This window comes from Streptococcus oralis (assembly GCF_023109005.1).
GTDB lineage: Bacteria > Bacillota > Bacilli > Lactobacillales > Streptococcaceae > Streptococcus > Streptococcus oralis_BU.
The window spans coordinates 75083-97989 of record NZ_JALDTU010000006.1; the positions used below are offsets into that span (position 1 = coordinate 75083).

At 30.2% G+C, this 22907-nt stretch carries 24 protein-coding genes; all 24 read right to left on the reverse strand.

The annotated features are described in order from the left end of the window. Window positions 1-281 precede the first annotated feature (281 nt). Window positions 282-1490, reverse strand: a complete 1209-nt coding sequence (locus M1F56_RS07015) for an MFS transporter (protein ID WP_037612953.1) — start codon at window positions 1488-1490, stop codon at window positions 282-284. A gap of 88 nt (window positions 1491-1578) precedes the next feature. Further along, a complete protein-coding gene (locus M1F56_RS07020) occupies window positions 1579-2736 on the reverse strand; it encodes a nucleotide sugar dehydrogenase (RefSeq protein WP_247917294.1) in 1158 nt (385 codons plus the stop codon). 23 nt (window positions 2737-2759) lie between these two features. After that, window positions 2760-5744 (reverse strand): non-ribosomal peptide synthetase, encoded by a 2985-nt coding sequence (locus M1F56_RS07025; protein ID WP_037612950.1) that lies wholly within the window; start codon window positions 5742-5744, stop codon window positions 2760-2762. Between the two features lie 308 nt (window positions 5745-6052). Then, the gene (locus M1F56_RS07030) at window positions 6053-7060 is read right to left on the reverse strand and encodes a glycosyltransferase family 2 protein (protein ID WP_037612949.1); all 1008 of its coding nucleotides are present in this window, start codon (window positions 7058-7060) and stop codon (window positions 6053-6055) included. 42 nt (window positions 7061-7102) lie between these two features. Beyond that, the gene (locus tag M1F56_RS07035) at window positions 7103-8080 is read right to left on the reverse strand and encodes a serine/threonine protein kinase (RefSeq protein WP_037612947.1); all 978 of its coding nucleotides are present in this window, start codon (window positions 8078-8080) and stop codon (window positions 7103-7105) included. Beyond that, on the reverse strand, window positions 8064-9263 hold the full coding sequence (locus tag M1F56_RS07040) for a methionine adenosyltransferase (protein WP_041331786.1): 1200 nt from the start codon (window positions 9261-9263) through the stop codon (window positions 8064-8066). The genes M1F56_RS07035 and M1F56_RS07040 overlap by 17 nt, the downstream gene beginning before the upstream one ends. A gap of 11 nt (window positions 9264-9274) precedes the next feature. Beyond that, window positions 9275-10261, reverse strand: coding sequence for a hypothetical protein (locus M1F56_RS07045; protein ID WP_037612704.1), 987 nt, complete (start codon window positions 10259-10261; stop codon window positions 9275-9277). Next, window positions 10245-10988: a coenzyme F420-0:L-glutamate ligase gene (locus M1F56_RS07050; protein WP_037612706.1), complete on the reverse strand. Its 744-nt coding sequence runs from the start codon at window positions 10986-10988 to the stop codon at window positions 10245-10247. Before M1F56_RS07050 ends, M1F56_RS07045 begins: the two co-directional genes overlap by 17 nt. Window position 10989: 1 nt before the next feature. Continuing rightward, complete coding sequence (locus M1F56_RS07055; RefSeq protein ID WP_041331783.1) at window positions 10990-11826, reverse strand: sugar phosphate isomerase/epimerase family protein; 837 nt, start codon at window positions 11824-11826, stop codon at window positions 10990-10992. Continuing rightward, window positions 11795-12697, reverse strand: coding sequence for a shikimate dehydrogenase (locus M1F56_RS07060; RefSeq protein WP_051415232.1), 903 nt, complete (start codon window positions 12695-12697; stop codon window positions 11795-11797). The genes M1F56_RS07055 and M1F56_RS07060 overlap by 32 nt, the downstream gene beginning before the upstream one ends. A 156-nt stretch (window positions 12698-12853) precedes the next feature. Next, a complete protein-coding gene (locus M1F56_RS07065) occupies window positions 12854-13312 on the reverse strand; it encodes a hypothetical protein (protein WP_225915779.1) in 459 nt (152 codons plus the stop codon). Between the two features lie 117 nt (window positions 13313-13429). Next, complete coding sequence (locus M1F56_RS07070; protein ID WP_225915778.1) at window positions 13430-13624, reverse strand: hypothetical protein; 195 nt, start codon at window positions 13622-13624, stop codon at window positions 13430-13432. 571 nt (window positions 13625-14195) lie between these two features. Next, a complete protein-coding gene (locus M1F56_RS09705; RefSeq protein ID WP_257960397.1) occupies window positions 14196-14330 on the reverse strand; it encodes a hypothetical protein in 135 nt (44 codons plus the stop codon). A gap of 148 nt (window positions 14331-14478) precedes the next feature. Then, window positions 14479-15345, reverse strand: a complete 867-nt coding sequence (locus M1F56_RS07075) for a helix-turn-helix domain-containing protein (RefSeq protein ID WP_037612709.1) — start codon at window positions 15343-15345, stop codon at window positions 14479-14481. Between the two features lie 114 nt (window positions 15346-15459). Continuing rightward, on the reverse strand, window positions 15460-17283 hold the full coding sequence (locus tag M1F56_RS07080) for an SAG1250 family conjugative relaxase (RefSeq protein WP_037612711.1): 1824 nt from the start codon (window positions 17281-17283) through the stop codon (window positions 15460-15462). Next, entirely contained in the window at window positions 17270-17635 is a 366-nt protein-coding gene (locus tag M1F56_RS07085) for a MobC family plasmid mobilization relaxosome protein (protein WP_037612713.1), read from the reverse strand. Before M1F56_RS07085 ends, M1F56_RS07080 begins: the two co-directional genes overlap by 14 nt. A gap of 4 nt (window positions 17636-17639) precedes the next feature. After that, complete coding sequence (locus tag M1F56_RS07090) at window positions 17640-17996, reverse strand: SAG1252 family conjugative relaxosome accessory protein (RefSeq protein ID WP_001115082.1); 357 nt, start codon at window positions 17994-17996, stop codon at window positions 17640-17642. Window positions 17997-18287: 291 nt separating this feature from the next. Then, window positions 18288-18578, reverse strand: a complete 291-nt coding sequence (locus M1F56_RS07095) for a DUF5960 family protein (protein ID WP_001080186.1) — start codon at window positions 18576-18578, stop codon at window positions 18288-18290. After that, a complete protein-coding gene (locus M1F56_RS07100; protein WP_000981957.1) occupies window positions 18568-18933 on the reverse strand; it encodes a hypothetical protein in 366 nt (121 codons plus the stop codon). Before M1F56_RS07100 ends, M1F56_RS07095 begins: the two co-directional genes overlap by 11 nt. Continuing rightward, a complete protein-coding gene (locus M1F56_RS07105) occupies window positions 18930-20345 on the reverse strand; it encodes a Y-family DNA polymerase (protein WP_247917295.1) in 1416 nt (471 codons plus the stop codon). Before M1F56_RS07105 ends, M1F56_RS07100 begins: the two co-directional genes overlap by 4 nt. Before the next feature lie 2 nt (window positions 20346-20347). Then, a complete protein-coding gene (locus M1F56_RS07110) occupies window positions 20348-21031 on the reverse strand; it encodes a LexA family transcriptional regulator (RefSeq protein WP_247917296.1) in 684 nt (227 codons plus the stop codon). A 253-nt stretch (window positions 21032-21284) separates the two neighbouring features. Beyond that, window positions 21285-22055: a type II toxin-antitoxin system toxin PezT gene (gene pezT, locus M1F56_RS07115; protein WP_000405348.1), complete on the reverse strand. Its 771-nt coding sequence runs from the start codon at window positions 22053-22055 to the stop codon at window positions 21285-21287. Next, on the reverse strand, window positions 22055-22531 hold the full coding sequence (pezA, locus tag M1F56_RS07120; protein WP_000579596.1) for a type II toxin-antitoxin system antitoxin PezA: 477 nt from the start codon (window positions 22529-22531) through the stop codon (window positions 22055-22057). Before pezA ends, pezT begins: the two co-directional genes overlap by 1 nt. A gap of 70 nt (window positions 22532-22601) precedes the next feature. Next, window positions 22602-22874: a hypothetical protein gene (locus M1F56_RS07125; RefSeq protein ID WP_247917297.1), complete on the reverse strand. Its 273-nt coding sequence runs from the start codon at window positions 22872-22874 to the stop codon at window positions 22602-22604. Window positions 22875-22907: the final 33 nt, after the last annotated feature.

Sequence of the window (22907 nt, forward strand, 5' to 3'; positions counted from 1 at the left end):
ATGTATATAAACCAATCCATGGATTTCAAAGCAATTAACTAGACTTTATTTGTCAATAACCACAAAATTAAATTAGAAAAATCATTAGTAATTAATTGGAGTCCTTTATGATGCTTTTTAAATAAAAGTAATACTTCTCAATATTTTAACTGAACTAAAAAAATAGCATAATGATATCTTGATTGTATTCTTATAAAACAGATTGCCCTTCACATTCAACTGTGATTGATTAAATTCCAAAGGCGCTCTAAATTCTCTATATCAGATATTTTTATCATCTATCAATTTCTATCATACCTCTTCAATAGCGTGCTGAATATTAGCGATAATATCGTAATAGATACACCAATAATAAAAAGATTAAAAGTATTGTTAGGATTTAAAACTACTGAGAAAAAAACAGTACCTAGTGGCATAAAAAGAATAGCTACCGTAAAGATGATTCCAAATACTCTGCCAAGAAACTCATTATCTACGTCTCTTTGAACAATAGAGAAAAATTGGATATTAAAAATGGAAAGAAATAGACTAAATAATGCTGGAGAAAAGGCTAAAATAATGACGTTGCGGAACATATAATAGAGCGGCGCTACTAGCATTAACATCAAACCTGAATATGCTAAAAAGAGCATTAAACGTTTGCTTGACAAGGATTTATTGATAAATCCACTTAATATCGCACCAATAAAGCCACCAATCGCTTCGGCTGTTAAAAAGGTTCCATATAGCCCACTTGAAATACTTCCAAACATTTGATTACTGTATGGCAGCAACAAATTATAGGCTGCTAGAAAAAAGTTAACAAGTGCTGAAAGGGCAATTATAATAAGAATTTGTTTATGACTATATACATACGTAAATCCTATTTTTAAATCATCAAAGATTCCTCTTATCGTCATATTCTCTTTTGTCTCCACCTCCTCATTTACAGGAGTAATGAAGAAAATTAGTGAGGTAGCAATTAAAAACGATAATCCATCTAATAATAACACACCATGTATTCCAAGTAACTTATATAAGAAAATTGCAATCATAGGAATTGTTACTTTAATCACAGTACTTGTTGTTTCTAACAATGAATTAAGTTGTGATATACTGTCCTTTTTTACAATTTCTTTCGTAAAAGCTTTGTATGATGGCCCTGAAAAAGCACTCATAAAAGCCAAAATGACATTTGTTATGACTATCGCATAAACCAACCATTGTTCTTGGGATATAAATGAAAGAGTTATGCAAGAAAGACCACATAAGATGTTTGTAGCAATAATAATTTTTTTCCGATTGAAGCTATCTGCAATGACTCCACCGAATAAATTAAATAGAACTCCTATCACACTTTCTAATGATTGATAGATAGCAACCAACGATAGTGACGTTGGATTGATCCCTGCAAGAAATCTGTTATTAGCATAGTCAAACATAACATCTCCTATTCGAGATATACCTTTACTATACACCAAGTATAGAATATTTTTTTTCATATTATTCATTTTATAGACCTTTAAAATTCTCGGGTACGACAACTATTAACTGAAATTATTAAATAAAAAATACTTTGTTCAAATATCAATCTTTTTGTTAATCATATTGAAAAATATCTCGTGTAAAAACTTTTGAGTTATATTTCATCAGAATGTCATCTATTCTATTAGCAACTATAATATCAGAATGAGCACTAAACTCATTAAAATCATTAATTATAGGGCAATCCAAAAACATTTTGTCTTTAATTAAAGGCTCAAATATTACAACATCTCTGCCACTTCTTTTTATATGTCTAACAACATCAATTGTAGAAGATTCTCTGCAATTATCTGACTCTTTTTTTGAATTAATTCTATAAATTCCTATGGTTTTAGCTGAGCTATTTAAAATCATTTTTGCTATATGAACTTTTCTAAATAAATTAGACTTGTTTATACTTGTAATAATTGGCGCAGAAATATCTTTAAAATGATACTCTAATTGCTTAACATCTTTAGGAAGACAGTAACCACCAAAACCGAATGAAGGATTATTATACGAATTTCCTATTCTCCAATCGTACCCCATCCCCTCAATAATTTTTTTAGAGTCTAAATTCTGCATCTCAGCAAATGTATCCAACTCATTAAAAAAAGCAATTTTTTGTGCTAAGTATGCATTCGAAAATAGCTTTATCGCTTCTGCTTCAGAAGACCCAATTAATAAAGTTGGCAAGTTTTCTTCAACTGCTATTTTCATCATTATGTCTAAAAATAATTGAGAATTTTTAGATTCATTACCAACAATAATCCTCGAAGGATACAATTGATCATGAATAGTATAACCTTCCCGAAGGAACTCAGGAGAAAAAATTATATCATTATAGTTAAAACGATTTCTTAAATATTTGGTAAAACCTATTGGAACTGTTGACTTTACAACAATTGTAGCCTTTTTATTTATCTTTAAAATATTATCTATTGTAATTTCGACATAGGAAGTATCAAGCTTATTCATTTTCAGATTGGTTGGCAATGCCAATATTATAAAAGTTGCATCCTTATAAGCCAATTCTTCAGATGTAGTTGCATTAATATTTTTTGCCTTATGCAAAAATTTCTTTATAGCATTCTCTTTTAGAGGAGATTGCCTTTTATTTATTAAATCAACTTTTTTATTGTCAATATCAAAAAAAGTAACTACATGTTCTCTTGCAAGTAGTACCCCTATTGATAACCCAACATATCCAACACCTACGACTGTGATTTTCATATTACCCTCTATTATAAAGCTTTTTATAAATCAATTTTTTTGTTAGATAAGATATAAAATTGATTTTTATACCTGAATGAAGTTATATAAATTCTAGGGTGTTTACCTAAGAATTCAGATATATCAGAAAAAGAATCTAAATATTGCTTCTTTTTCTGCTCACTAATAATACCTATAAAGTTTAAAGAAACCAAAGAAATACTAGCAAGTTTTTTCTTGATCTCTTGTCGCCAGTTTGACACATTTGGATAAAATTCATTAAAAATGAACCCAGGTCTATAGTAGATTACATTATCATCTTCACTGATGAAAAGGGGGAAATTCCTTTTTTTATATTCCTCAAAGGTATCTTCTTCTCTATAAATCAAATATTTAGAACTATGACAATCCCCAATTGTATTTTGTAGATTAAGAGCCTTTAAATCTCTGTTATTAAAGATTGTAGATATTATTAAAGTACTATTCCCGGATGCTTTACAAAGTTTTTTTGAAATTTTAAATGAAATATATAAAATACTATCAATATTCGAATAATCTGGTGCGTGGATGATCGATAAAGAATTCAAAGTGTCTGAAAGAAATTTCGTATGGTGTTTAATTTTTTTAGATTCTTTCAATAATAAATGATGATATTGATTTTTTTCCAATGAATCTTTTTTGTTTATTTCTCTTATTTTCTCACAATAATATTTATAATTTTCATCATTTGTTAATGTATCTTCGATACCACTAACTAGTCTACCAATTTGCTTTTTTATAATACTGATACTGGATAAATCGGATATAGAATGGTCCATTTGAATAATAATTTTCCCATTCAATCCGTTGCTAATAATAATTGGCATCGCTAATTGTCCGCCTTGATTACGTGATGTAGGAATCATATCTTCCCCAACATCTTCAAGTAAATCTTCCAAATAAGTTAGTTCAGACTGGTTTGATACTTTTAATACTGGTATATCCAAATTAGGTTTTACAATTTCAAAGTCCATTCGTTTTTCATCTACAGAGATTTTTGAGTGCAATAAACTATTTGAAGCAATCACTTGTTGGACAACTGATTTAATTTTTTCAATACTACAATTTTTATATTCAAAGGTTGAAGTTAAAATATTTCTATAGTTATCATAATAGTAAATTCTTTGGCAATGTATAGCCTGAAATTTGGAAATCACTTTATTGGTATTTCTTAAATAACTGTCATATAAAAATTTTATTTCAGTCTTTGAATAAAAATCTTCATTTCTCATGTCCAGCAAGTTATCAGTTTTTTCTACATGTAATTTTCTTTTTATATTGCCCTTAAGTTCTCGAATCAAATCATAGAGTTTTTTCCCATAAATATCATCCATGGGTATTGAAACTCCATAGTAATCTTCAAGATCTAATATAAATGTAAATAAAGAAAGTGAATCTCCTCCATTTTCAAAAAAATCTTTTGAAATATCCAACTTAGTAATAGAAATATTTAATTTCTTAGATACTAGTTTTAAAATCTGTACTTCATCATCACTTAGATTATTATAATCAGCTGCACTTACCAAATTATTTTGATTTCTCTCTTTAAATATTTCTTTTAAAAAAGTTTTATCTATTTTTCTATTAACAGTCATAGGAAACTGTTCAACCTTAATAAAGGAATTGGGTATCATATATTTTGAAATATTTTTTAAACAGAACCTTTTAAGATTTTGAGGACTGATATATCCTGTATAAAAAGCGACTATTTGCTTTTCAATCTGTAATACTAAAACTTGAATTACTTTACTATTGCTCTCAATACCTTTTTCAATTTCCCCTAACTCTATACGAATTCCATTTCTCTGAATTTGATTATCTTTTCTTCCAACATAGTAAAGACTTCCATTTTTATAGTAAACAATATCACCAGTAGAATAATATCTATCCCCATCAATTACTGGAAATCTTTCATTATTTAGACTTGTGTTAGTATACCCTTTTGATACTCCCTTCCCGCCAATATAAAGTTCACCATAATTGTGGGTTCCGTTGCTTTTAATGATATATTTTACACCCTCTAATGGAACACCTATGGGTATATCTTCCGTCTCGTCTTTCGTAATAATATGCGCTGTCGCATATATTGTAGTCTCTGTAGGCCCATACGCATTAATCAATTTAAAATTTAGCTTATTTCTTTTCCAAAGTCTATAAATTGATAAATTAAATTTTTCACCAGCAATAACAACATACTTAATGGTAGAATCTAATTTTTGCAATATCGGTTGTTCTAATCTCTCTATAAATGCTAAAAATGCTGCAGGAGAAAAGGCTAGATGCGTTATTTTATTTTTAAAAATAATTTCTGCTAAACATTTATAATTCGAGGGAACACTCAAATCTAGACAGTATACGCTACTGCCGCTCACTATCCAACCTAACATTTCTGTGATCGATACATCAAAACTATATGGTGTTGAAAATAAATATCTAGATTCTTCGACGGCAGGTGTTATAGTATTCAAGTTCCTTATGATATAATCTAAATTGGCTATCGACACTATTACACCTTTTGGTTCACCCGTTGATCCAGATGTGTGCAAAATATAAGCTTCTCGTTCTCTAAGGTATATAAAAGGATTTTCTATCGGCAATTTCTCATCTGATTTCTTTGTAATAAATTCTGAAACATCCAAAAAATTCGTTTTTGAAACATACGGAATATTTTTATCAGATATGTACATCACAGCTTGGGTGGATGAATAAATTTTTTTAATTTTATCTCCATTTAAAGAGTAATCTATCGGAACATAACAGTTATTCGATTTTAATATTGCAATCATAGCTAATATTTGATTAATCCCATGTGGTAAGATAACAGCAACACGTTGGTTCACCCCTATTTTGCGAACTATTTGATTAGCTACTATATTAGTTATTGTATCCACTTCACAATATGAAAGTACTCTTGTATTATCTTTTATAGCAGTTCTACTCGGATCTGTTTCTCTAATTGTCCCCAACATATCCATTAACATCTCAATCATACTATTCTCCTTTCTAAAAAAATAAATTCATATTTTCTATTCCTACCTTTTAATATCAATATCAAAATTCATACTGACGTTAACCTTACTGAGTATTATTAAAAGAATTGTTCAAAAATTGAATATTTTTGTACCTCAGTAAGAAAACTGACTCAGATAATGATTCACAATCTATAATAGATGTATCGTTATAGTTCAAAGTAACAACAATAAACTATTAATGCAAACAAGCAAACCAACCTATTGAATCCACTATTTATATTAACTAAATATGTTAAAATATTCAATAAATCATCCTCTCTCTATATTTAATTAGAGTCTTTAAGTTTACTATACTTTAGATAATTGTATATCCTCAACAAATAAAATGGTAATAAATGTACTGAATGTTCTTCACTACTATAATTGTAAATATTTTTAACCGCATTAGACAATATTCTGTCCCACTCTACATCTAACAGTCCATATGAATACTTGTTCTCTTCTTGTAATAAAAATAACGCCTTTTTCTTTAAGTTCTCAATATCATCGTTGGAAGGGATATCATTTGAATGAATAAACCGTCTTAAATGATTCTCAAAATCTATATTTAAAATCCATCTGTCTTTATTTGAAAAATCATCTTTGATAGTCTCGAAAAAACTTTGAGAAACTTCTAAAAAAATTTTTTCAATTTTCCCAAAGCTTTTTTTATGAATCTTTGATTGTAAATCAATTTCCTTAATTTTGTATGACTTTAACATCGCAGTTAAGGTTAAAAAGATATCTATTCCGTAACCTTTTGAATACTTGTGCCAATTACACTTCAAAGTTAACTCTTTTACCAGTTCCTTTGAAAAACCAAAATCGCCAGAAATACATTGATAAGGTACGTCACTTTTAAAAATTTTCACTAACATAGGATAAATAAAATGATTCGTCGCATTTCCTTCAAAAAATTTTCTAGCATAATTTGGGATTATAAGATCATAACCAGATTCAATTGACATAAACATTTTTTCTAGCCATATTTTTTCCAATGAGACAACGTCCCCGTCAATCAAAATCAAACCTGAAAAACTTGAAAAATTATTTATCGTATATTCAAAAATATTTCTCACGTTATAACCTTTTCCCTTTAGCTTTGATACTATCGAAATTTTGGTATTATAAGTTTTTGTTTCTAAAAAAATCTGAGGTGTTCCATCTGTACTATTACTATCTGAATTAATAATAATAATTTCCTTCCCTAAATTTACAGCATACTCATCGATTTGTTTAACCAATCTACTGATATTATCTGCCTCATTTAAGGTTGGAATGCCTATCACAAACATATTTACCACTCCTTTTTCAATATATTCACATCAATTCCCAATTCATTCGTAATATGAGTTTTCACTAGCATTTTCTAAAATCTTTTTTGCTAATTTATCAGGAGAATCTGCAATAATTTTATATAATTTATTATTAGTGAAAATTTTCTTTACTATTTGTTCACGTACTCTATTATTTTTTTCATAATTTATTAAAGGCATAGCAGAAAAATACTTTCCTTTATCTGATTGAAAACATGCAACTTGTCCAGATATATGTCTTCCCAATATTTCATTTAGAAATAAGCTGGCTAAACTATCATTCCAAATTGATTGACATATTTGTTTTTCTTGTTTGTCTGCTTTTATGTAATAAATTTCTGAAATTTCAACAGAAAAATTACAAGTACGTATCCCTAACTCTCCTGGGTCAATTGAAATTTTATCATCCCAGCTTGCCTGATTGAAGTGTGATGGATGATTAAAATATTTACTAAACAGTCTAAATAGTAATTTATCTGACAAAACAGCTGTTCTTCTAATTTTAAAGAATGAGGTTCCTGCACAAGTTACTAATATTCCAGAATCTAAGCCAAATATTACTTGATCATTACCTATAAGGTGGTATCCATGTTCTATACAAAGTCTGAGTGCGACAGTAGTTTTTCCAGCACCTTTATCCCCTAAGAGTAAAATTGAATGATCCGTTATAGGATTATAAACTGACGCTGCATGAATTAATAATGTATTATCCTGCTCAATCAAAAGACACTCAGCTAAATACTCTCCAATGTAATATAGTGAAATACCTTCTTTAAAATAATCTAATCTACCATAAACTAAAATACTTCCATTGCCATTATATTTTATATATTGTTGATTACTCTCAATAAATTTTACACTACCTAAAATCTTTATTGTTTCGCTAGAACATCTTATTTTATTATCCTGCTCTTTTATATTTTGAAATATAAAGTGAGGTACATCAAAAGAAATTCCGACAAACCCAAAATATAAAATTGTCTTATCCATTATAAACATTGGTTTTAGGAATAAAATGTTGAGTTGATAAAATTAGATTCGTATTTTTTGAACCTTTACATAAATGCCTATTAATAATTTCCAATACCCTTGTTTGATCAATACTTTCTTCTGTTTGAATATATAAATGGGTTGGTTTATACAGTTCTGAACCAATATTTGACTGCATAATTACTTGGCATGGAGTCTTAAACGTTTCATAAATATCTTTAGCAATAATATCAGATAAAAATCCCCAAACTTTCCCTACAAAATAAGTACAATTTTTACCTGCTGGTGCTTCCATAGTATTTGGTCTAAAGCTTGATATGATACCATGAGTTTTATTCCCTCGACCAACGGCACCTTCTTCTCCAAAATCAATACAAGAACCTGTAGAAGTTAAATAGTAATTATAATCAATAGAATAGTTTAGCTTTTTATACTTTTGTTCAACATACTCCTTAATTTTTTCTACATGTTTATCAACATATAGCCTACTTTCAATCTCGTTGTTAAAAAATTTACTTATTAAGGGAAAATTTATTCTAATAGAATAATGTAAATCGTTCCTTACAACCATCACTTTAATATCTCCACCCATTTGAATAAATCGTGGCGTTGGCAATTTATTGATATCTAGTTTATAAAAATACCCTTCAATCATTAAGGCTAATTCTTCCGAAATTGTTAAGGGCCAATAACTTATCATTGTAGCTGTATCATTTGCCTTTGGTACATCTTTATACTCTGGTAAGTCTTCTATTGTAGTAGGGGAGAACCAATTAGATTTTGTAGTAAAATCTGAAGTCAATGTTTCGAATTCTACGTAATTTTCAACATCTAAGTTGGGGAGAATTCTATTTAAATATTTAGTTGCAGCTTTTTTTTGAATTTTAAAAAGTGGAATTGGAATATCAAAACATTTTTTGCTCGCCCTACCTAAAAAAATAATTTTAATTGGTTCAATAAAGTCACTACCACCAAAATTCTGAATGGAATGTCCACCTCTTATAATGATTTTATCAAAATTATGATGTGGAATAATGCCAAATCTATTCAAACAGTACTGAGAATAATCAATTTCAATTTGCTCTGCTATCCCATCAGCTAAGGTATCAGGATGACCTAATCCTTTACGTTCTACAACCTCATATGCTAATTGACTTGGACTATAAAAATCATTAGTAATTTTTAATTCCATAATTTATACCTCTATACATAAATTTTATTGCATTCTAAATATAATTTAAGTAACACTTTTGTTATTTCAATAGCACTAATAATATCACACCCTCTTGGTATCCTATTCTCTTCTAATAATGTTAATTGTTTATCTATCATATCATCAGAAATTTGAATTTTATTATCACCATTAATTAACTCACTTCTATATCTTTCAATCTTAGGATGTGGATCAAAAATCAGAATTGAGTCATCAATTCTAGCAGTTCTTACTGTTCCATTTTTCCGATTCATCTGCTTTCCATCTTTTATCGAAAAACTCCCTAAATTACTGTTAATTTCTATCGATATATTTCTAATTCTAGATAAAATTTCTATCGAATAATCATGGTTTCTTAAATCTTTTATATAAAGATTATTTACAAAAACACCATTAACAAATTCATCTGATGATATTCCTAAATATCTTAAAATCGCTAATATATGCGGAAGTTCGATTCCGTAACCTAATATCTCCTCATCTAAAAATCTTCCATTTTCATTATCCGAGATTCTATTTTTAGAAAATTCAATCTGTATTTTTTCTGTTCCACTCAAAGAAAAACATCCATGATTTGAGAAAATATCTAAAATTGTAGAATAAAAATATTGTTCACTCACAAAAATATTTTTTTCTAAATCTGGTTGCTTTTTTATGATTGAAGTAATTTCCTCTAGATCTTTAAATGTATTACAAAGTGGTTTCTCTATACTAACATATGAAAATAAATATTTTTTTAGAATATTCTTCAATACTACTACATGTTGGTTAGTCGGAGTACAAATTTCAATGGTAAAATATTGTCTCGATAAATCATCATCTACACTGATTCCTTTGTTAAGTAATATTAAATTACAAAATTTTATATCTTTTACATATACATTGTAGCCTCTGCCCATCCATTTATAAGCTTTTATTTTCCCAATTTTACCAAATCCAACCATTAAAATATTTTTACTCTCAATTGGAACTCTCATTAATTGCATCCTTAATATTTGTCGTTTCAGACCACTCATATTCTATGCCTTTGATAATAACAGCAGGAATTCCTGTTCCACGTTGCCCCATTACTAAACCAGCACTAGCTGCAATCATGTCACATAAAGTTTCTTCTTGGAATTTTATTGTCTCTCCATTAGAATCTATTACTGCTGTTTTCCTCAATGGAGGAATACCATAAATGCCAATTGCTACTTGAGTAGCTCCTCTTTTATCCTCCCTACCATCACTATCAGTTATAACAACTGCCACGTTCTTACCAAGTGACAGTTTAAGATATTCTGAGATTCTTTTTGCAGAAGCATCTGGATTTTTAGGCAAGAGAAATACTTCATCAACTGATTTTTTATCGATTCCACCACTTGTCAACTTTAAACCATTTTCCAATCTACATCCAATGTAATTTTTTTTTATATCTAAACGTGACAGGTCTCTATCAACTAAGTTGAGCATAATTTCAATTATTCTAGGATCTTTACGAGGGATGCTCTTCTGAATTTCTTTAGCTTCATCACTCACTTGAACCTGTTTCAAAGACAAAACTTGATTTTCTGAAATAGACACAATTTTAGAAGCTATGCAAAGTACGTTATTGTCCTCAATAGAAAAATCTGAATCTTTAATACTCTCTGCAATAAACTTTTCTAAATTTTCACCTTCTTTCAAATAAGGAATATTCTTTAAACCAACTATACTTAAATTCATTTTAATCTCCATCAATATACTCACTTAGGGTTAAATAGGATTTTCTCACTACTTCTGCCTTTTTATCCAGTTCTTTTTCATGTACTTCTAAACTAAAAATTAAATTTATAAAATGTTCACGGATTTCATGAATGAGAGTTTTGAAGTTGATAATTCCTTTTCCTAATTCTACATAATATATTCCTGAATCATTAATAATATAATTCTTACAATGAATATAATAGATATAATTTTTCAATTTTTGAATAAGCTGGCCTACTTTGGGATCAATTCTATAATAATTAGCTATATCAAACCAAATTTTTAAATTTTTTATCGATTTTTCATCTATAAAATGCCCTATTTTTATCAAGTCGTCTGCAGTGCTCACAGCAGTCCCTAACTCATTCTCAATTAAAAAAATAATATCAGTCTCATTTAACATACTCAAAAATAGTTCATTGCACAAGAAATCATCTACTGAACACCCAATTCCACCAAATATTCTTATATATTTAATATTTAGGAATCTAGCTATAAAAATAATTTTTCTTATATAGAGCCATTGTTCATTTAATGTAACACTAGTCGACATACCATATAAATCAAGATTACTTTCTAAATTCTCTCCTTTTACATTCCATTTAAAAAGTGGACTCGCAATGGAAACCGGGGTTATATTATACTTTTGCAATTTTTCTTTTAAATTGATTAACTCTTCGTCACTAAGTTTTATAATATTTTTATTATTTATCATTCTTAATTCACAACTTTTAATTGATAGATTATTTAAAAATTTCAACGAAGTATCTAAGCTATCTGATATTTCATCGAGATTTACTGTTATATGAAAAACCATCTGTTTCTTGTATCTTCCTTTCCAAAAATTTATGTATCCGTACTATATCATCTTTTAGTAAAAAATACTTACTATCATTGATTTTATCGCACCACAATGAAAATGCCTCGATCCCTTGAAAAAGTAAAACCCATAAACCGTCTATTATTTTTACTCCTTTACTACTAAAATATTTATGAAGCTTAGTGTGTAAAGGATTGAAAACTACATCCATAAAGTATTTATCTTCATAATTAATACTATCTAACTGCTTAAGATTTATAGGTAAATCATCTTCATAATTTACCATTCCAACTGGTGTAGTATTTATTATGATCTCTATATCATTTAAAAGTTGTTGATTGACCAATTCCTGATATGTAATAAACTTTAGATCAGAAAAACTTTCCATTAAACTCCATGTATTTTCACTAATTGGCTCTCTATATACAATGACTGGTGAGATTTGTAGTTTTCGTAAAGCAAAAATAGCCGCCCTTGAAGTACCTCCAGTACCCCAAATACAACATTTTTTTAAATGGTTAACATTGAAAAAATCTAATGTATCATAAATACCTTTCCAATCAGTATTAGTTCCTATAATAATATCTCCAGTTTTGTAAATATTGTTAACAGAACCGGTTACCTCAGCTACTTTATCTAAAGTATCAATATATTTCATTGTTTCTCTTTTATAGGGTAAAGTTATGTTTAATCCAATGCATTGTGGATCATTTATTAGATTTTTAATTTTTTCTTCTAAACACACTGAGTTCACTAAAATTTTCTTATGTTTATAGTCGTCTAAACCTCCTATAATATTATTTAGATATTCAAATAATTCATCCGATATAGAATGTTCCACTGGATTACCAAGTAATGCAGAATACATAATATTCCTCCCCACTTTTTTAAATAAGATACTACTAATTAAAAATATTTGTTACACACTGTTATATATTATTCCTAAGTATCTTAGCCACCAACAATAATGATAATATCCATCAACAAAATCAAAATCGTGAAAAGTTTCTAAATTTCTTCATTCTTAGACTTCCTTTCCGTTTTTATTTAAAGGCAGTTTACATTTACCAAAGTAAAATTGATTTTCATTTTCTGTATGACACAATATATGATTATCTTCAAATCTATACTCACAATATGGAGAAAACGTTAACGCATTCTCGCTAGAGCCAATCAAACTATACCTAGGAGCATCTACTGTTCTTTTTTCTGATTTTTTATTGATTATTCTAACTATTTCATCATATTGAAAACCAAAATAGTTCAATAAAATAAACCACGAACACTCTGCGAATCCATTTTCTTTTAGTCCTCTATATGTAATAATAGTATCAACATTTGATTTGATTAAATCATCTACATATGATTTTCCTGATAGTACAGTTCCAAAACAAGAAGCTAAGAAAATCACTTTATTTTTTTTAGAGTCTAAAAAATCAACTAATATCGTATCATTACTATTAATTGCTATTGCTTCTGACACTAATTTTTCTTGACCTAAATATAATAAATTACCATTACCATGAACGATTGCGGATAAATAGTTAATTTCTTTTAAATTACATAATTTTTCATATACATTCCCTTTACGATTTACAATCTAAAAATTTTCTCTAGAGATTTCTTTAATTGAAGAATCAAGCATATTTAATATTATATTCGCATTACCCTCAATTTTATATGGATACAAAAATTTCGTAATTAAAACAGATAGTGCCTCTAAATCATGAGAAACTAAGTATGTAATATTATATATTGATAATCTCATAATCAGACTATCTAATTCTTTTGACATTGCATACTCACTGATAAATATGTACTGTTTATTCCTATTTAACAAGGCTTCTGTTTTAATTTTTAAAAATTTTGCACCTATACATTGTGATAATGCATATGCAATATCATAATCTCTAGTATCTGCATATAAAATCTCTAAATCTAAATTAGATAAATCTCGCCTGATTCTATCATCTAACTTAAAGTAATTTATATTTCCAGTTTTAGAGTATAAAATTAGATTCTTACATTCACTTATTTTAATAAATAATCTAATTTTTTATTTGTAATAATGACCTCTTGCATAGTAAAAATCCTTTAATAATTAAACAATTGCATATATGATTAGTAAGTATTTAGTTATAACTAAATACTTACCTGTACAGGTAAGACTCTCCTTACAAATATAATGATGATTTAAACAACTTTTTAAACTATATTTTACTCCCTTCAATACATCTGATATGTACCCTCCTTACTGGGTGTCCAGTAAAGAGGGTACATATCAATCTGCCAGGATATAGAATTCAAACATCAACAATTTTAATCCTCTTTTTTAATATATTAATTTTTTTCTAATATCTAAATTTTTATCTAGAAACACCGTTTGCAGGACCAGGATCAATTTCTGTTGCCTTTATATGAGATTGGGGTTTCGATACAATCCCTAACAGAATTAAAACTATAACTACTAAAGTAACAATTTTTTTAAACAAATTTTTCATATTTCTCTCCTCTTTTTTGCCTTTAGTTTATCACTTCGATGTTATTATGTCAACAATTTTATAAGGTTTTTTTATTTTTTTTTATTAAATACATATTTGTATTATTTTGGATTAAAAAAAAACGATGCTTAATTGAACATCGTCTTTGCTATTCTGTTATATCTGCAATATAATGCTCGATTTTAAGAGCCATTGACATATTGCCCTCAAGCTTATATAGGAAATAAGCCGTTTCAAAGTACTCTTTTACTGCAACTTTAGAAGAAAAATTCTTACTGACATTTCCCATCAATACATACAAATCAGCCAAAAGATATGTTGTTCTATACGTCTTACATTGCTTTATCGTATCTGTGATTTTAGTAATAGCCTCTTCAGTATTATTCTGCAACCATAGATAGCGACAAACATTATAATTAAATTTAATAGAAAGGTTTAATTCTTCGATTGTGTTTAACTTGAGTTGATTTACTTGACACTCCAACTTTTCTCGAATTTCATTAAAGCTCTCTAAATCTTCAATATCATAATAAAAATTAAATAGAGTATTTGAAACTTGAAGGTAGAACAGGTCAGTTACATTTAACTGAGACAGTACCTTCTCCAATCTTGCCACAGCTTCCTCTTTTTGCCCATAGAAATAAAAATCTATAAGAGATTTTATCCACTCCATATAAAATTTATTTACTAGAGACAAGCGATGTACCTTTACACTCTCTAATTCATATATATACTTCAAAGACTCATAATTTCGATTTGTGATAAATGTCTGGGCTAACTTCTTAAACTCTGATAGCTCATCAATCTCTTCTACAATTTGCTCATTAAAAAAATAATCTATACTAACTTTTAACTTCTTAGACAGAGCATATAAAAAGTCTGCTCCTGGAGTAAATTCTCCATTCTCTAATCGACTAATCTGTCCCTGTTTACATATCCCCTCGGCCAATTCTCGCTGAGACATTTTTAATTCTTTTCGTCTATTTTTTAATCTGGTTGCTAATAGTGTGCCCACGTTTGCATTTTCCTTTTCTATTCGATTTCAATTTCAATTGTAACATGATTAAATTTTAAATACAAATTTATAAGCCAAAAGATACAAATTATATATAAATAATGACTAGATAGGTTATTTTTGAAAACCCATCTCTTCTTCTTTTGAAATTTTCTTACTCACACGATTGATAAACTTATTCATTTTAAATACGATGTTCTCATATCTATCTTTTTCTAATGCCAATTGATTTCCCAACTCCTTCAGATTCTCTTCCACAACATTAATACTAATTGCCTCAGTTATATTCAATTTTGAAAGATTCAACTTCATTTCTTGCTTGTTTTTAACTGAAGACAGTAAATATTCTGCTACTTGATTTAAGGTTATCACTCGTTCTTGCAAAGCATTGATTCTCAACTCAGACGCTGCTAGTTCACGCACTAGCTCGTCTTTAATCGTGATATAAGATTGATTTTCCACATTCAACTTAATCAAAGCATCCACTTCTTCAATCTTTTCTTCAATCATCTCCACAGTCGTTTTTCTGTGGAATGGAATTGTTTGATTTTCAGAGCTGAATTGGCGAATCAACGTTCTACCTTTCATATAGCGGTTTTTCTCGGCGTCATCTTTGTGATAGACATAGTAGGCGCTAGTTTCTCTAATAAAAACCTTTACCTTATCCTCTTCCATATCTAGCTCCATGTTAGGTACAAAGACAAGCCCCTCCTGACGAATACCAAACTTGATCTTGATGTAAATTCCATCATCCACTACTTTTTCGATTTGATTAAATGACAACTCTACCTCAAATTCATGAACAGCGTCCCTGTTTTTCCTGAACCCTTGATAGGACTCCCAAAATTTCTCCTCGCTTGGGAGTTCTTTTTCTTTGGAGATTTTCTCTTCTTGATAAACTTGAACTAAATCCTTAAGTTCTGGAGCTTTCAATTTTTTTCTCTTTTCAAAATAATCTTTGAAAAATTCTACATCGTAAAGATTTTTCTTATTTATTTCGGTCTCTTTCACCTCTACTCCTGAAAATTGAAAAGAAACATGCTTTTGCTTAGGACTGATATTTAATCCAAATAGTTTTGCTTTTTTTATCAGAGTTTCTAAGTTATCAACATTGGGTAGAAGAAATTCCATAAGCTCTTCTATTTTTCTTTTGGCAAAGTAATTCTTGAAAAACTCTTCTGTGTAAGGTTGCTTGCGATTGAGTTTATTACCACGCACCACTTGTCTCATAGTTGAGTCCGTCATAAAAAAGGTGGTATGCTTGTGACTGAAATCCATCTCCATATGTAGTAATGGAGCGTTCTTTTTTAAATCCTCAAAATCGGTAGAATTTTCAATCAAAAAATAGAGTCGCTGCTTGAGTTCGTACTTGTAATTGGTCTTACGATAAACTTCAAACTGCTGGTGGGAATAGCGATTCTCTATAATTTTCGCCCCTGCAATTTTAGAAAATCTATCTGAAATCATTCGAAGATTTCGTTCCACATTATAATCCCACTTGAGTTTTTTGTCCGAATTACTATCAACCGAGTTGATAATGATGTGATTATGGAGGTGATTTTTATCAGCGTGAGTCGCAACGATAAAACGAAATTTTCCACCGGTTAACTCCTTCATTGTCTCATAGCCAATCTGATTGATTTGTTCAGGAGTGAGATGATCCTCTGGAGAAAAAGACTGAATGATATGATGGGCATGAATTTTTCGTTGCTTTTCCTCTAACCTAGCATGCCGAAAATTATAAAGCGTATCATTGCTGATAAAATTTTCATGATACATCTGCACCATCTCATCATAGCTAGGAAAATCCAGAAAATTTCTCATGCCATAGTCCGATACCAATGCAAGATTCTTAGTCTTATCAGGATTAAGAATATACTTGATAATTTTTCTGCGATAACTCTTTCCGTGAATGGCAAAATGCTTAGTGATGACCATAAAACTCCCTCAACTTTTTTGCTTGAACACTAAACTCTTTCTCTACCTCACTTATCAAGTCAGCGATTCCCTTTTTCAAGTCTTGCAATTCTTCACTTGAAATCAACTGAGATTGATTAACACTTCGGGCAATCTGGTTGATGTTATTACCAATCCTCTTCAACTCAAATATCAAATCTTGATAACCAGTTGTATCAATGGTGATGAAATTCATACCAGGGTCAAGTAGGGTTCGTCGAGCATATTCTGAAAAAGATTTACAACCGCTTTGATCGATGCAATGTTTCAACTGACTCAATTCGCTATCAGATAGGAAAACTTTCTTTAGCTTAGTTCGGTAACGATTTTCCATGTGCCTACCTCATGTATTTTTTACGGAAGTCTTGACTAAGAGGAATGGAGTTCCCTATTTCTTGAATCAATTCCTGAACACAGGTTAAGAGAATGGATACATGTTCTTGGGTGACTTGATGTTCTGCCCTTGATAAGATTAAAATCTCATAAACATCACGACTGATTTGTTCCAGCTTTTGAGAATGCCAGAAGGTGAACCACTTTTCAGCAGTCATTTCTAACTCGTTCTCCAGTAACTTGTTTCTGGCAAATGAAGAAAAGTGTTCAAATCCTTTATTTTTCATCATTATGTCAATCATTTCTAATTCATTTGCAGTCAAATTAACCTCTTTGCGAATGTCTCTGTATTGTTCTGGCACACTACTTCCTCACTTTCATCTATTGTCGGATAATTCCCGACCCCGTGTCAACCACGGGAAACTTATAAAAACAAAATATAGCATCTTGTAAGGCTTTGCGAGCTCAGATATTGTGTCCACAATATCCCAAAAATCATATCGTCTGCCATTACAAACCTCACGGTTCAAAAAACAAACGATATGAAAATGTGGTGGCACGCCCCCAAACCCCCAAGATAAATCTAAATTAAAAAAAGTATAACAAATACTTTTTGATAAAATTATCACAGAAAAAAGAGCCCTGTCGGACTCTTACAAACTAAAACAATGTCTCTGATATTCATACTGTCTAATGCCACTACTGTCTTTGTTCATCTTGATAGAAAAAACAAAATAATGGTCACGACCGTCTAAAGATTTGCTTTTGTTAAGTTTAAAATAATGTTTTTGAGACATAGCCATTGTGCGTAAAATGTCATCAGTGATAAATGTTAATGGTATATCTAAAGCAGAATACTTGTAAAAATCTGACTCAAATCGTAAATAAGAATCAGAAAAATAATCTAGCTGCAATTTATCGTCATATAATTCTTTACGATTCATATAAATCCAACCTTTCTATCTGGATATCGAGTATATCTTCACATCTTAATCGAAGAAAACCAGTGTCTGATTTTATAGATATAAACTCTTTCCCAATTTCTTTAACAATACCCGATACTACTTTTCTTCTATTTGAGTGCTTAAAAATAAACGTTGCAGGGAATGTATTCGTATAAAGTTGACGAACAAGTAAAATTCTCTCTTCCATTGATAAAGTAATTGAGACATCTTCTTTATTTTTTTCTTCCCAAAGAGAACTTGAATGTTCTGATAAAAAGAATCCCATCCACTTAGCCATCCCACGATCTTGATACTCTCTTGCAGATAAAAAAGGCAAATAAGAACGATTCATCATTTTAGCCCATCTAATCCTCCAGCTGAATGACCACCAATGAGTTTACTCCTTGCAATTATTCTAGAAGCCTGATCCAGGGCATTTCCTTTCAATAGTGAAGTAAAACCAAATTCTGTTCGAATAACATCGATTGCGGACTGGAGCCTTTCTTCTTTTTCTATTTTTTCAATATCATCAAATAACGAAATCAATCCAAAGGATTCATCTACTAAGCCAGAATAGTTAACGGCAACATTCCTGATAGCCCCTGAAGTGTATTTAGTGTGAAATAACTTTAAAACATAGTTTGTTAGTAGTGCTGTTTGATTGGTTGGTTCAATTTTCATTTGAGTATTGATAGAACGCTTTTGTTCCACTTTAGAGTAGCCTAGATGTATAGAAACTACTGTTGCTTTTTTACCGGCTCTTCTCAATCTAACTGCAACTTGTTCTGCCATCTCACGAAGTATGATCTCAATATCTCTTTGTTTAATATAATCTCTTGGTAAAACTTGAGAGTTCCCTATCCCTTTTGACTTTGGCTTATAAGGTTTATGAACATTACTTTCATCAATCCCATTGGCATGGAACCATAACTCTAGACCCATGATACCAAGCTCTTTTTTAATCAAGTCAGGATTAGCCTGTGCCAATTCTTTAATCGAAAAGATACTTAGATTATGTAATCTCTTCTCCATTCGATTTCCAATTCCCCAGAAATCTGTCATTTTAGGAATAGCCCATACTTTCTTTTCAACATCTTCATAGGACCAATTGGCTCTCATTGTCAGAGTCTTTTTAGCTTCATTATCAAGCGCCAACTTAGCTAATAAGGGATTGGCATTAGACATACCTACCGTTGAATAGATTCCTGTTTTTCTCCAAATCTTTTTTTGAATGGCAGCCGAAATAATATCTAACTTATCTTTCCGACTAATACTTTTATCAGGAACAAAATAATTTAATGAACTTGTTAAATCAATAAATCCTTCATCAATTGAGTAGGGATAAATATCCTCTGGTGCCGCAAAATCTTGAAAGATTTTTTGAATCTCCATATTCACTGTAATATAAGTATCCATTCTCGGAGGAACAATCACGGTTGATTTTGCCCATTCCTCTATATAACGAACATAGTCTATCGTTGTCGGTAAACCTTGCTTTCTAGCATTATAGTAAGAGAATTTGCGAGTCTTTATATCAAATGGTAAATCATAGGAACGTCCAACATTTGATTTCCCAAAGACCTTCTTAAACATAGGAGAGGAAGCAAGAATTAACCCAGCAGAATTATCTGCACGGCTCATAACACAAAGTGAAGTCTTAAGTGGATGCAGGCCTCTATCTACACACTCTACACTTGCGTAAAAAGATTTCATATCAACAAAGGCAATGTCACTTTTAGGTTCGAGACTATAATCAAACCAAGTCATACTCAGTCCTCTAAAGGCATAAAGTTCCCAACGATTTTCCCTATAATGCGAGGATTCTCATCATAAGGCGCAAACTTATCTGAATAGTTCCGATTGAGTGAAACTAAACGAAGCCCATTTTCTTCACGATAAACTTTCTTTATATAAGTTTGACCATCCCAATCTATGGCATAGATAGCCCCGTCATAATCAAATCCTGTTTGCTTAATAAGGGCTACAGAACCATTTTCATATGTCGGTTCCATTGAATTACCAAACACCCAAGATGCAAAATCATAATCAAATTGATGATTGAAGTAAACTGTATCGTAATTACCATCATCAAAATAAGCTGTTCCTGTACCAGCTGATAATTTTTCGTAAACTTTATAAGCAAAACGCTCAGGTAAATCTACAACCTTCTCATTCTGTTTGTTCAACAGTTCTGTAGCATAATAAAGTGTTTCTTTTTGATTCTTCTCCGTTAGTTTGAGATAGGTTTCTACTATTTCATACTCTGATTCAAAATATCGAGGGTCTACATTCAAAATCTCACTCAATTTGCTTAGATTATTTTGATTCGGTTTTGTTTTACCTGATTCCCAATTAAAGTACGAAGCTCTACTAATTCCCAAACTGGATGCAAGTTGAGATTGAGATAATCCTTGACTTTCTCTTTTTTCTTTTAATTTAGTAGGTGAAAACATTTGTTCTCCTTTTGTAAGTTTATTAACTAACAAAAGGATACCATAGCTTGTTGAAAAAATCAAGAGTTTAATAACCCCCAAGATTTAAAATAATCATAAACTGTGCTTAATTTCTACTTATATTGTTAGGAAACCATCACTTAAGGAAGTTATAACTTTTGAAAAAGATAAAGAACAAGCAAAAATAGAAAATAAAAAAGGATCGTTATTTTTTAAATGACGATCCAATAGACTATATTTTAAAACTCATGATCTAACAACCATTTCGATTAGTTAAATCTTTCAATCTTTCTTCTCCTGATTTAAGCATATCCTTCTCTACTTGATTCCATTCTCCAAATAGTAAGTCATGAAGAACGGTTGCTGCTGAAGTTGTATCTTCTCCTGAATCATATACACAACTTCTATCTCGTTGGTAAATTTGAATTCTTTCAAAGATAGCTAGTTCTTCCAACTGTCGGGTATTATCAACTAGATGATTTACAATGAAATCATGATGTTCTTTTGGAGTTGCGCGTGCTTGATTTGGATTGATAGCGTACAGTTCTTCGTATCGGATAAGAGTGCTCAGATAGGACAATTCGGGCTTTGTCGTAATTAAGGCTAATTGTACTTCATATCCCTTATTTTTCAAGAGTTGTGCTGTTTTCTTTGGAACATCAATTGTTCGTAAGGTTCCCTCTATCAAAAGATTGTATCCCAAATGACTCAATTCGGTTACTAAAGACTCTACCATTTTCCCTGCAAAATCTTTGGTGTATTCAACACTATCTTTGCCATATTCTTGCTGAAGTTCTAAATAGTGTGGATGCTGGGAACGAAAACTATCTCCATCAATAATAACAATATTTCCTTGAAATTCTTTCTGTTTTATACGATGAATTGTGGTCTTACCAGCACCACTTTGACCTCCAAGCAAAATAGCTATAGGATGCTTACTGGACTTTTTTCCTCTTGTCAGTGAGCGAAGATTCCGTGCTAAAGCATGTTTGAATTCGCTATCAGTATAATCTTGGATTTCCATTAAGCTACCATCCGTTTTTCAGATATCTCTAACATACGTTCAATTCCATCCAAATAGCCGCTATATCTCTCTATTTCATCAAAAGTTTCTACTAAATAGATATTCGTATGAATCAAGTCAGATAGATCATCACTCATTAAAATCCAAGGATTAGATTCATCATCGATGCTAATCCCCTGACTATCTTGATAACGAAAGAGTCGAGATAATAGATTAGCACCTCTTTCTTTCACAATTTCAATTTTTAAAGTCAATTCATAATCTTCAACAGGATTGAGCATTTTATCTTCTCCTACAATATCGACATAAGATACATTAAACTTCTGACAAATAATGTCTATTAGTTCCGTAGAGACTGAACTCGTTCCATTTTCATACCGGCTCAAGCTATTTCGAGAAATTCCTACAATTCGGGCAAAGTCGTCTTGTGTTAAGTCATGTGTTTTACGTAAGGATTTTATGTTCTTTCCAATCATGGCAAACTCCTTTTATTTTTATACCACCATTATAACATTTAGAAAAAGCAAATGCACCATTTTTGGTGCATTATTGGCTGTTTTTCCTAAATCTCTCTAAATTCTTCTCCAATTGTTCCTTATGAAGTTGATTTTTAGCTTTTTTTAATGTGTCGTCCAAAGTTTCTTCTCTGTAAGTTGCTTCTGTTTTTAGTTGTTGTGATTCTTTATTTGGAGTGAAAATGATATCTAGCAGTCGGTCTATTTTTTCAAGATCTTGGACAGACATATCGGATAGTCTATGAATTAACTTCTTAAATACGTCACTATTGTCTTGGTTTTTCTTAAAAAGTTTTGTAAACATCTATAGCCTCTCAAAAAAAGCAGCCTCTTAGGA

Bases quoted from the DNA above. Each gene is read 5' to 3' on its own strand.
- M1F56_RS07015 (WP_037612953.1), bottom strand. From the start codon at position 1,490: ATGAATAATATGAAAAAAAATATTCTATACTTGGTGTATAGTAAAGGT.
- M1F56_RS07050 (WP_037612706.1), bottom strand. From the start codon at position 10,988: ATGAATTTAAGTATAGTTGGTTTAAAGAATATTCCTTATTTGAAAGAA.
- M1F56_RS07060 (WP_051415232.1), bottom strand. From the start codon at position 12,697: ATGTATTCTGCATTACTTGGTAATCCAGTGGAACATTCTATATCGGAT.
- M1F56_RS07055 (WP_041331783.1), bottom strand. From the start codon at position 11,826: ATGGTTTTTCATATAACAGTAAATCTCGATGAAATATCAGATAGCTTA.
- M1F56_RS07095 (WP_001080186.1), bottom strand. From the start codon at position 18,578: ATGAATCGTAAAGAATTATATGACGATAAATTGCAGCTAGATTATTTT.
- M1F56_RS07045 (WP_037612704.1), bottom strand. From the start codon at position 10,261: ATGAGAGTTCCAATTGAGAGTAAAAATATTTTAATGGTTGGATTTGGT.
- M1F56_RS07100 (WP_000981957.1), bottom strand. From the start codon at position 18,933: ATGATGAATCGTTCTTATTTGCCTTTTTTATCTGCAAGAGAGTATCAA.
- M1F56_RS07070 (WP_225915778.1), bottom strand. From the start codon at position 13,624: ATGTCAAAAGAATTAGATAGTCTGATTATGAGATTATCAATATATAAT.
- M1F56_RS07085 (WP_037612713.1), bottom strand. From the start codon at position 17,635: ATGGAAAATCGTTACCGAACTAAGCTAAAGAAAGTTTTCCTATCTGAT.
- M1F56_RS09705 (WP_257960397.1), bottom strand. From the start codon at position 14,330: ATGAAAAATTTGTTTAAAAAAATTGTTACTTTAGTAGTTATAGTTTTA.
- M1F56_RS07110 (WP_247917296.1), bottom strand. From the start codon at position 21,031: ATGTTTTCACCTACTAAATTAAAAGAAAAAAGAGAAAGTCAAGGATTA.
- M1F56_RS07080 (WP_037612711.1), bottom strand. From the start codon at position 17,283: ATGGTCATCACTAAGCATTTTGCCATTCACGGAAAGAGTTATCGCAGA.
- M1F56_RS07125 (WP_247917297.1), bottom strand. From the start codon at position 22,874: ATGTTTACAAAACTTTTTAAGAAAAACCAAGACAATAGTGACGTATTT.
- pezT (WP_000405348.1), bottom strand. From the start codon at position 22,055: ATGGAAATCCAAGATTATACTGATAGCGAATTCAAACATGCTTTAGCA.
- M1F56_RS07040 (WP_041331786.1), bottom strand. From the start codon at position 9,263: ATGGAATTAAAAATTACTAATGATTTTTATAGTCCAAGTCAATTAGCA.
- pezA (WP_000579596.1), bottom strand. From the start codon at position 22,531: ATGATTGGAAAGAACATAAAATCCTTACGTAAAACACATGACTTAACA.
- M1F56_RS07025 (WP_037612950.1), bottom strand. From the start codon at position 5,744: ATGATTGAGATGTTAATGGATATGTTGGGGACAATTAGAGAAACAGAT.
- M1F56_RS07020 (WP_247917294.1), bottom strand. From the start codon at position 2,736: ATGAAAATCACAGTCGTAGGTGTTGGATATGTTGGGTTATCAATAGGG.
- M1F56_RS07105 (WP_247917295.1), bottom strand. From the start codon at position 20,345: ATGACTTGGTTTGATTATAGTCTCGAACCTAAAAGTGACATTGCCTTT.
- M1F56_RS07035 (WP_037612947.1), bottom strand. From the start codon at position 8,080: ATGTTTATAATGGATAAGACAATTTTATATTTTGGGTTTGTCGGAATT.
- M1F56_RS07030 (WP_037612949.1), bottom strand. From the start codon at position 7,060: ATGTTTGTGATAGGCATTCCAACCTTAAATGAGGCAGATAATATCAGT.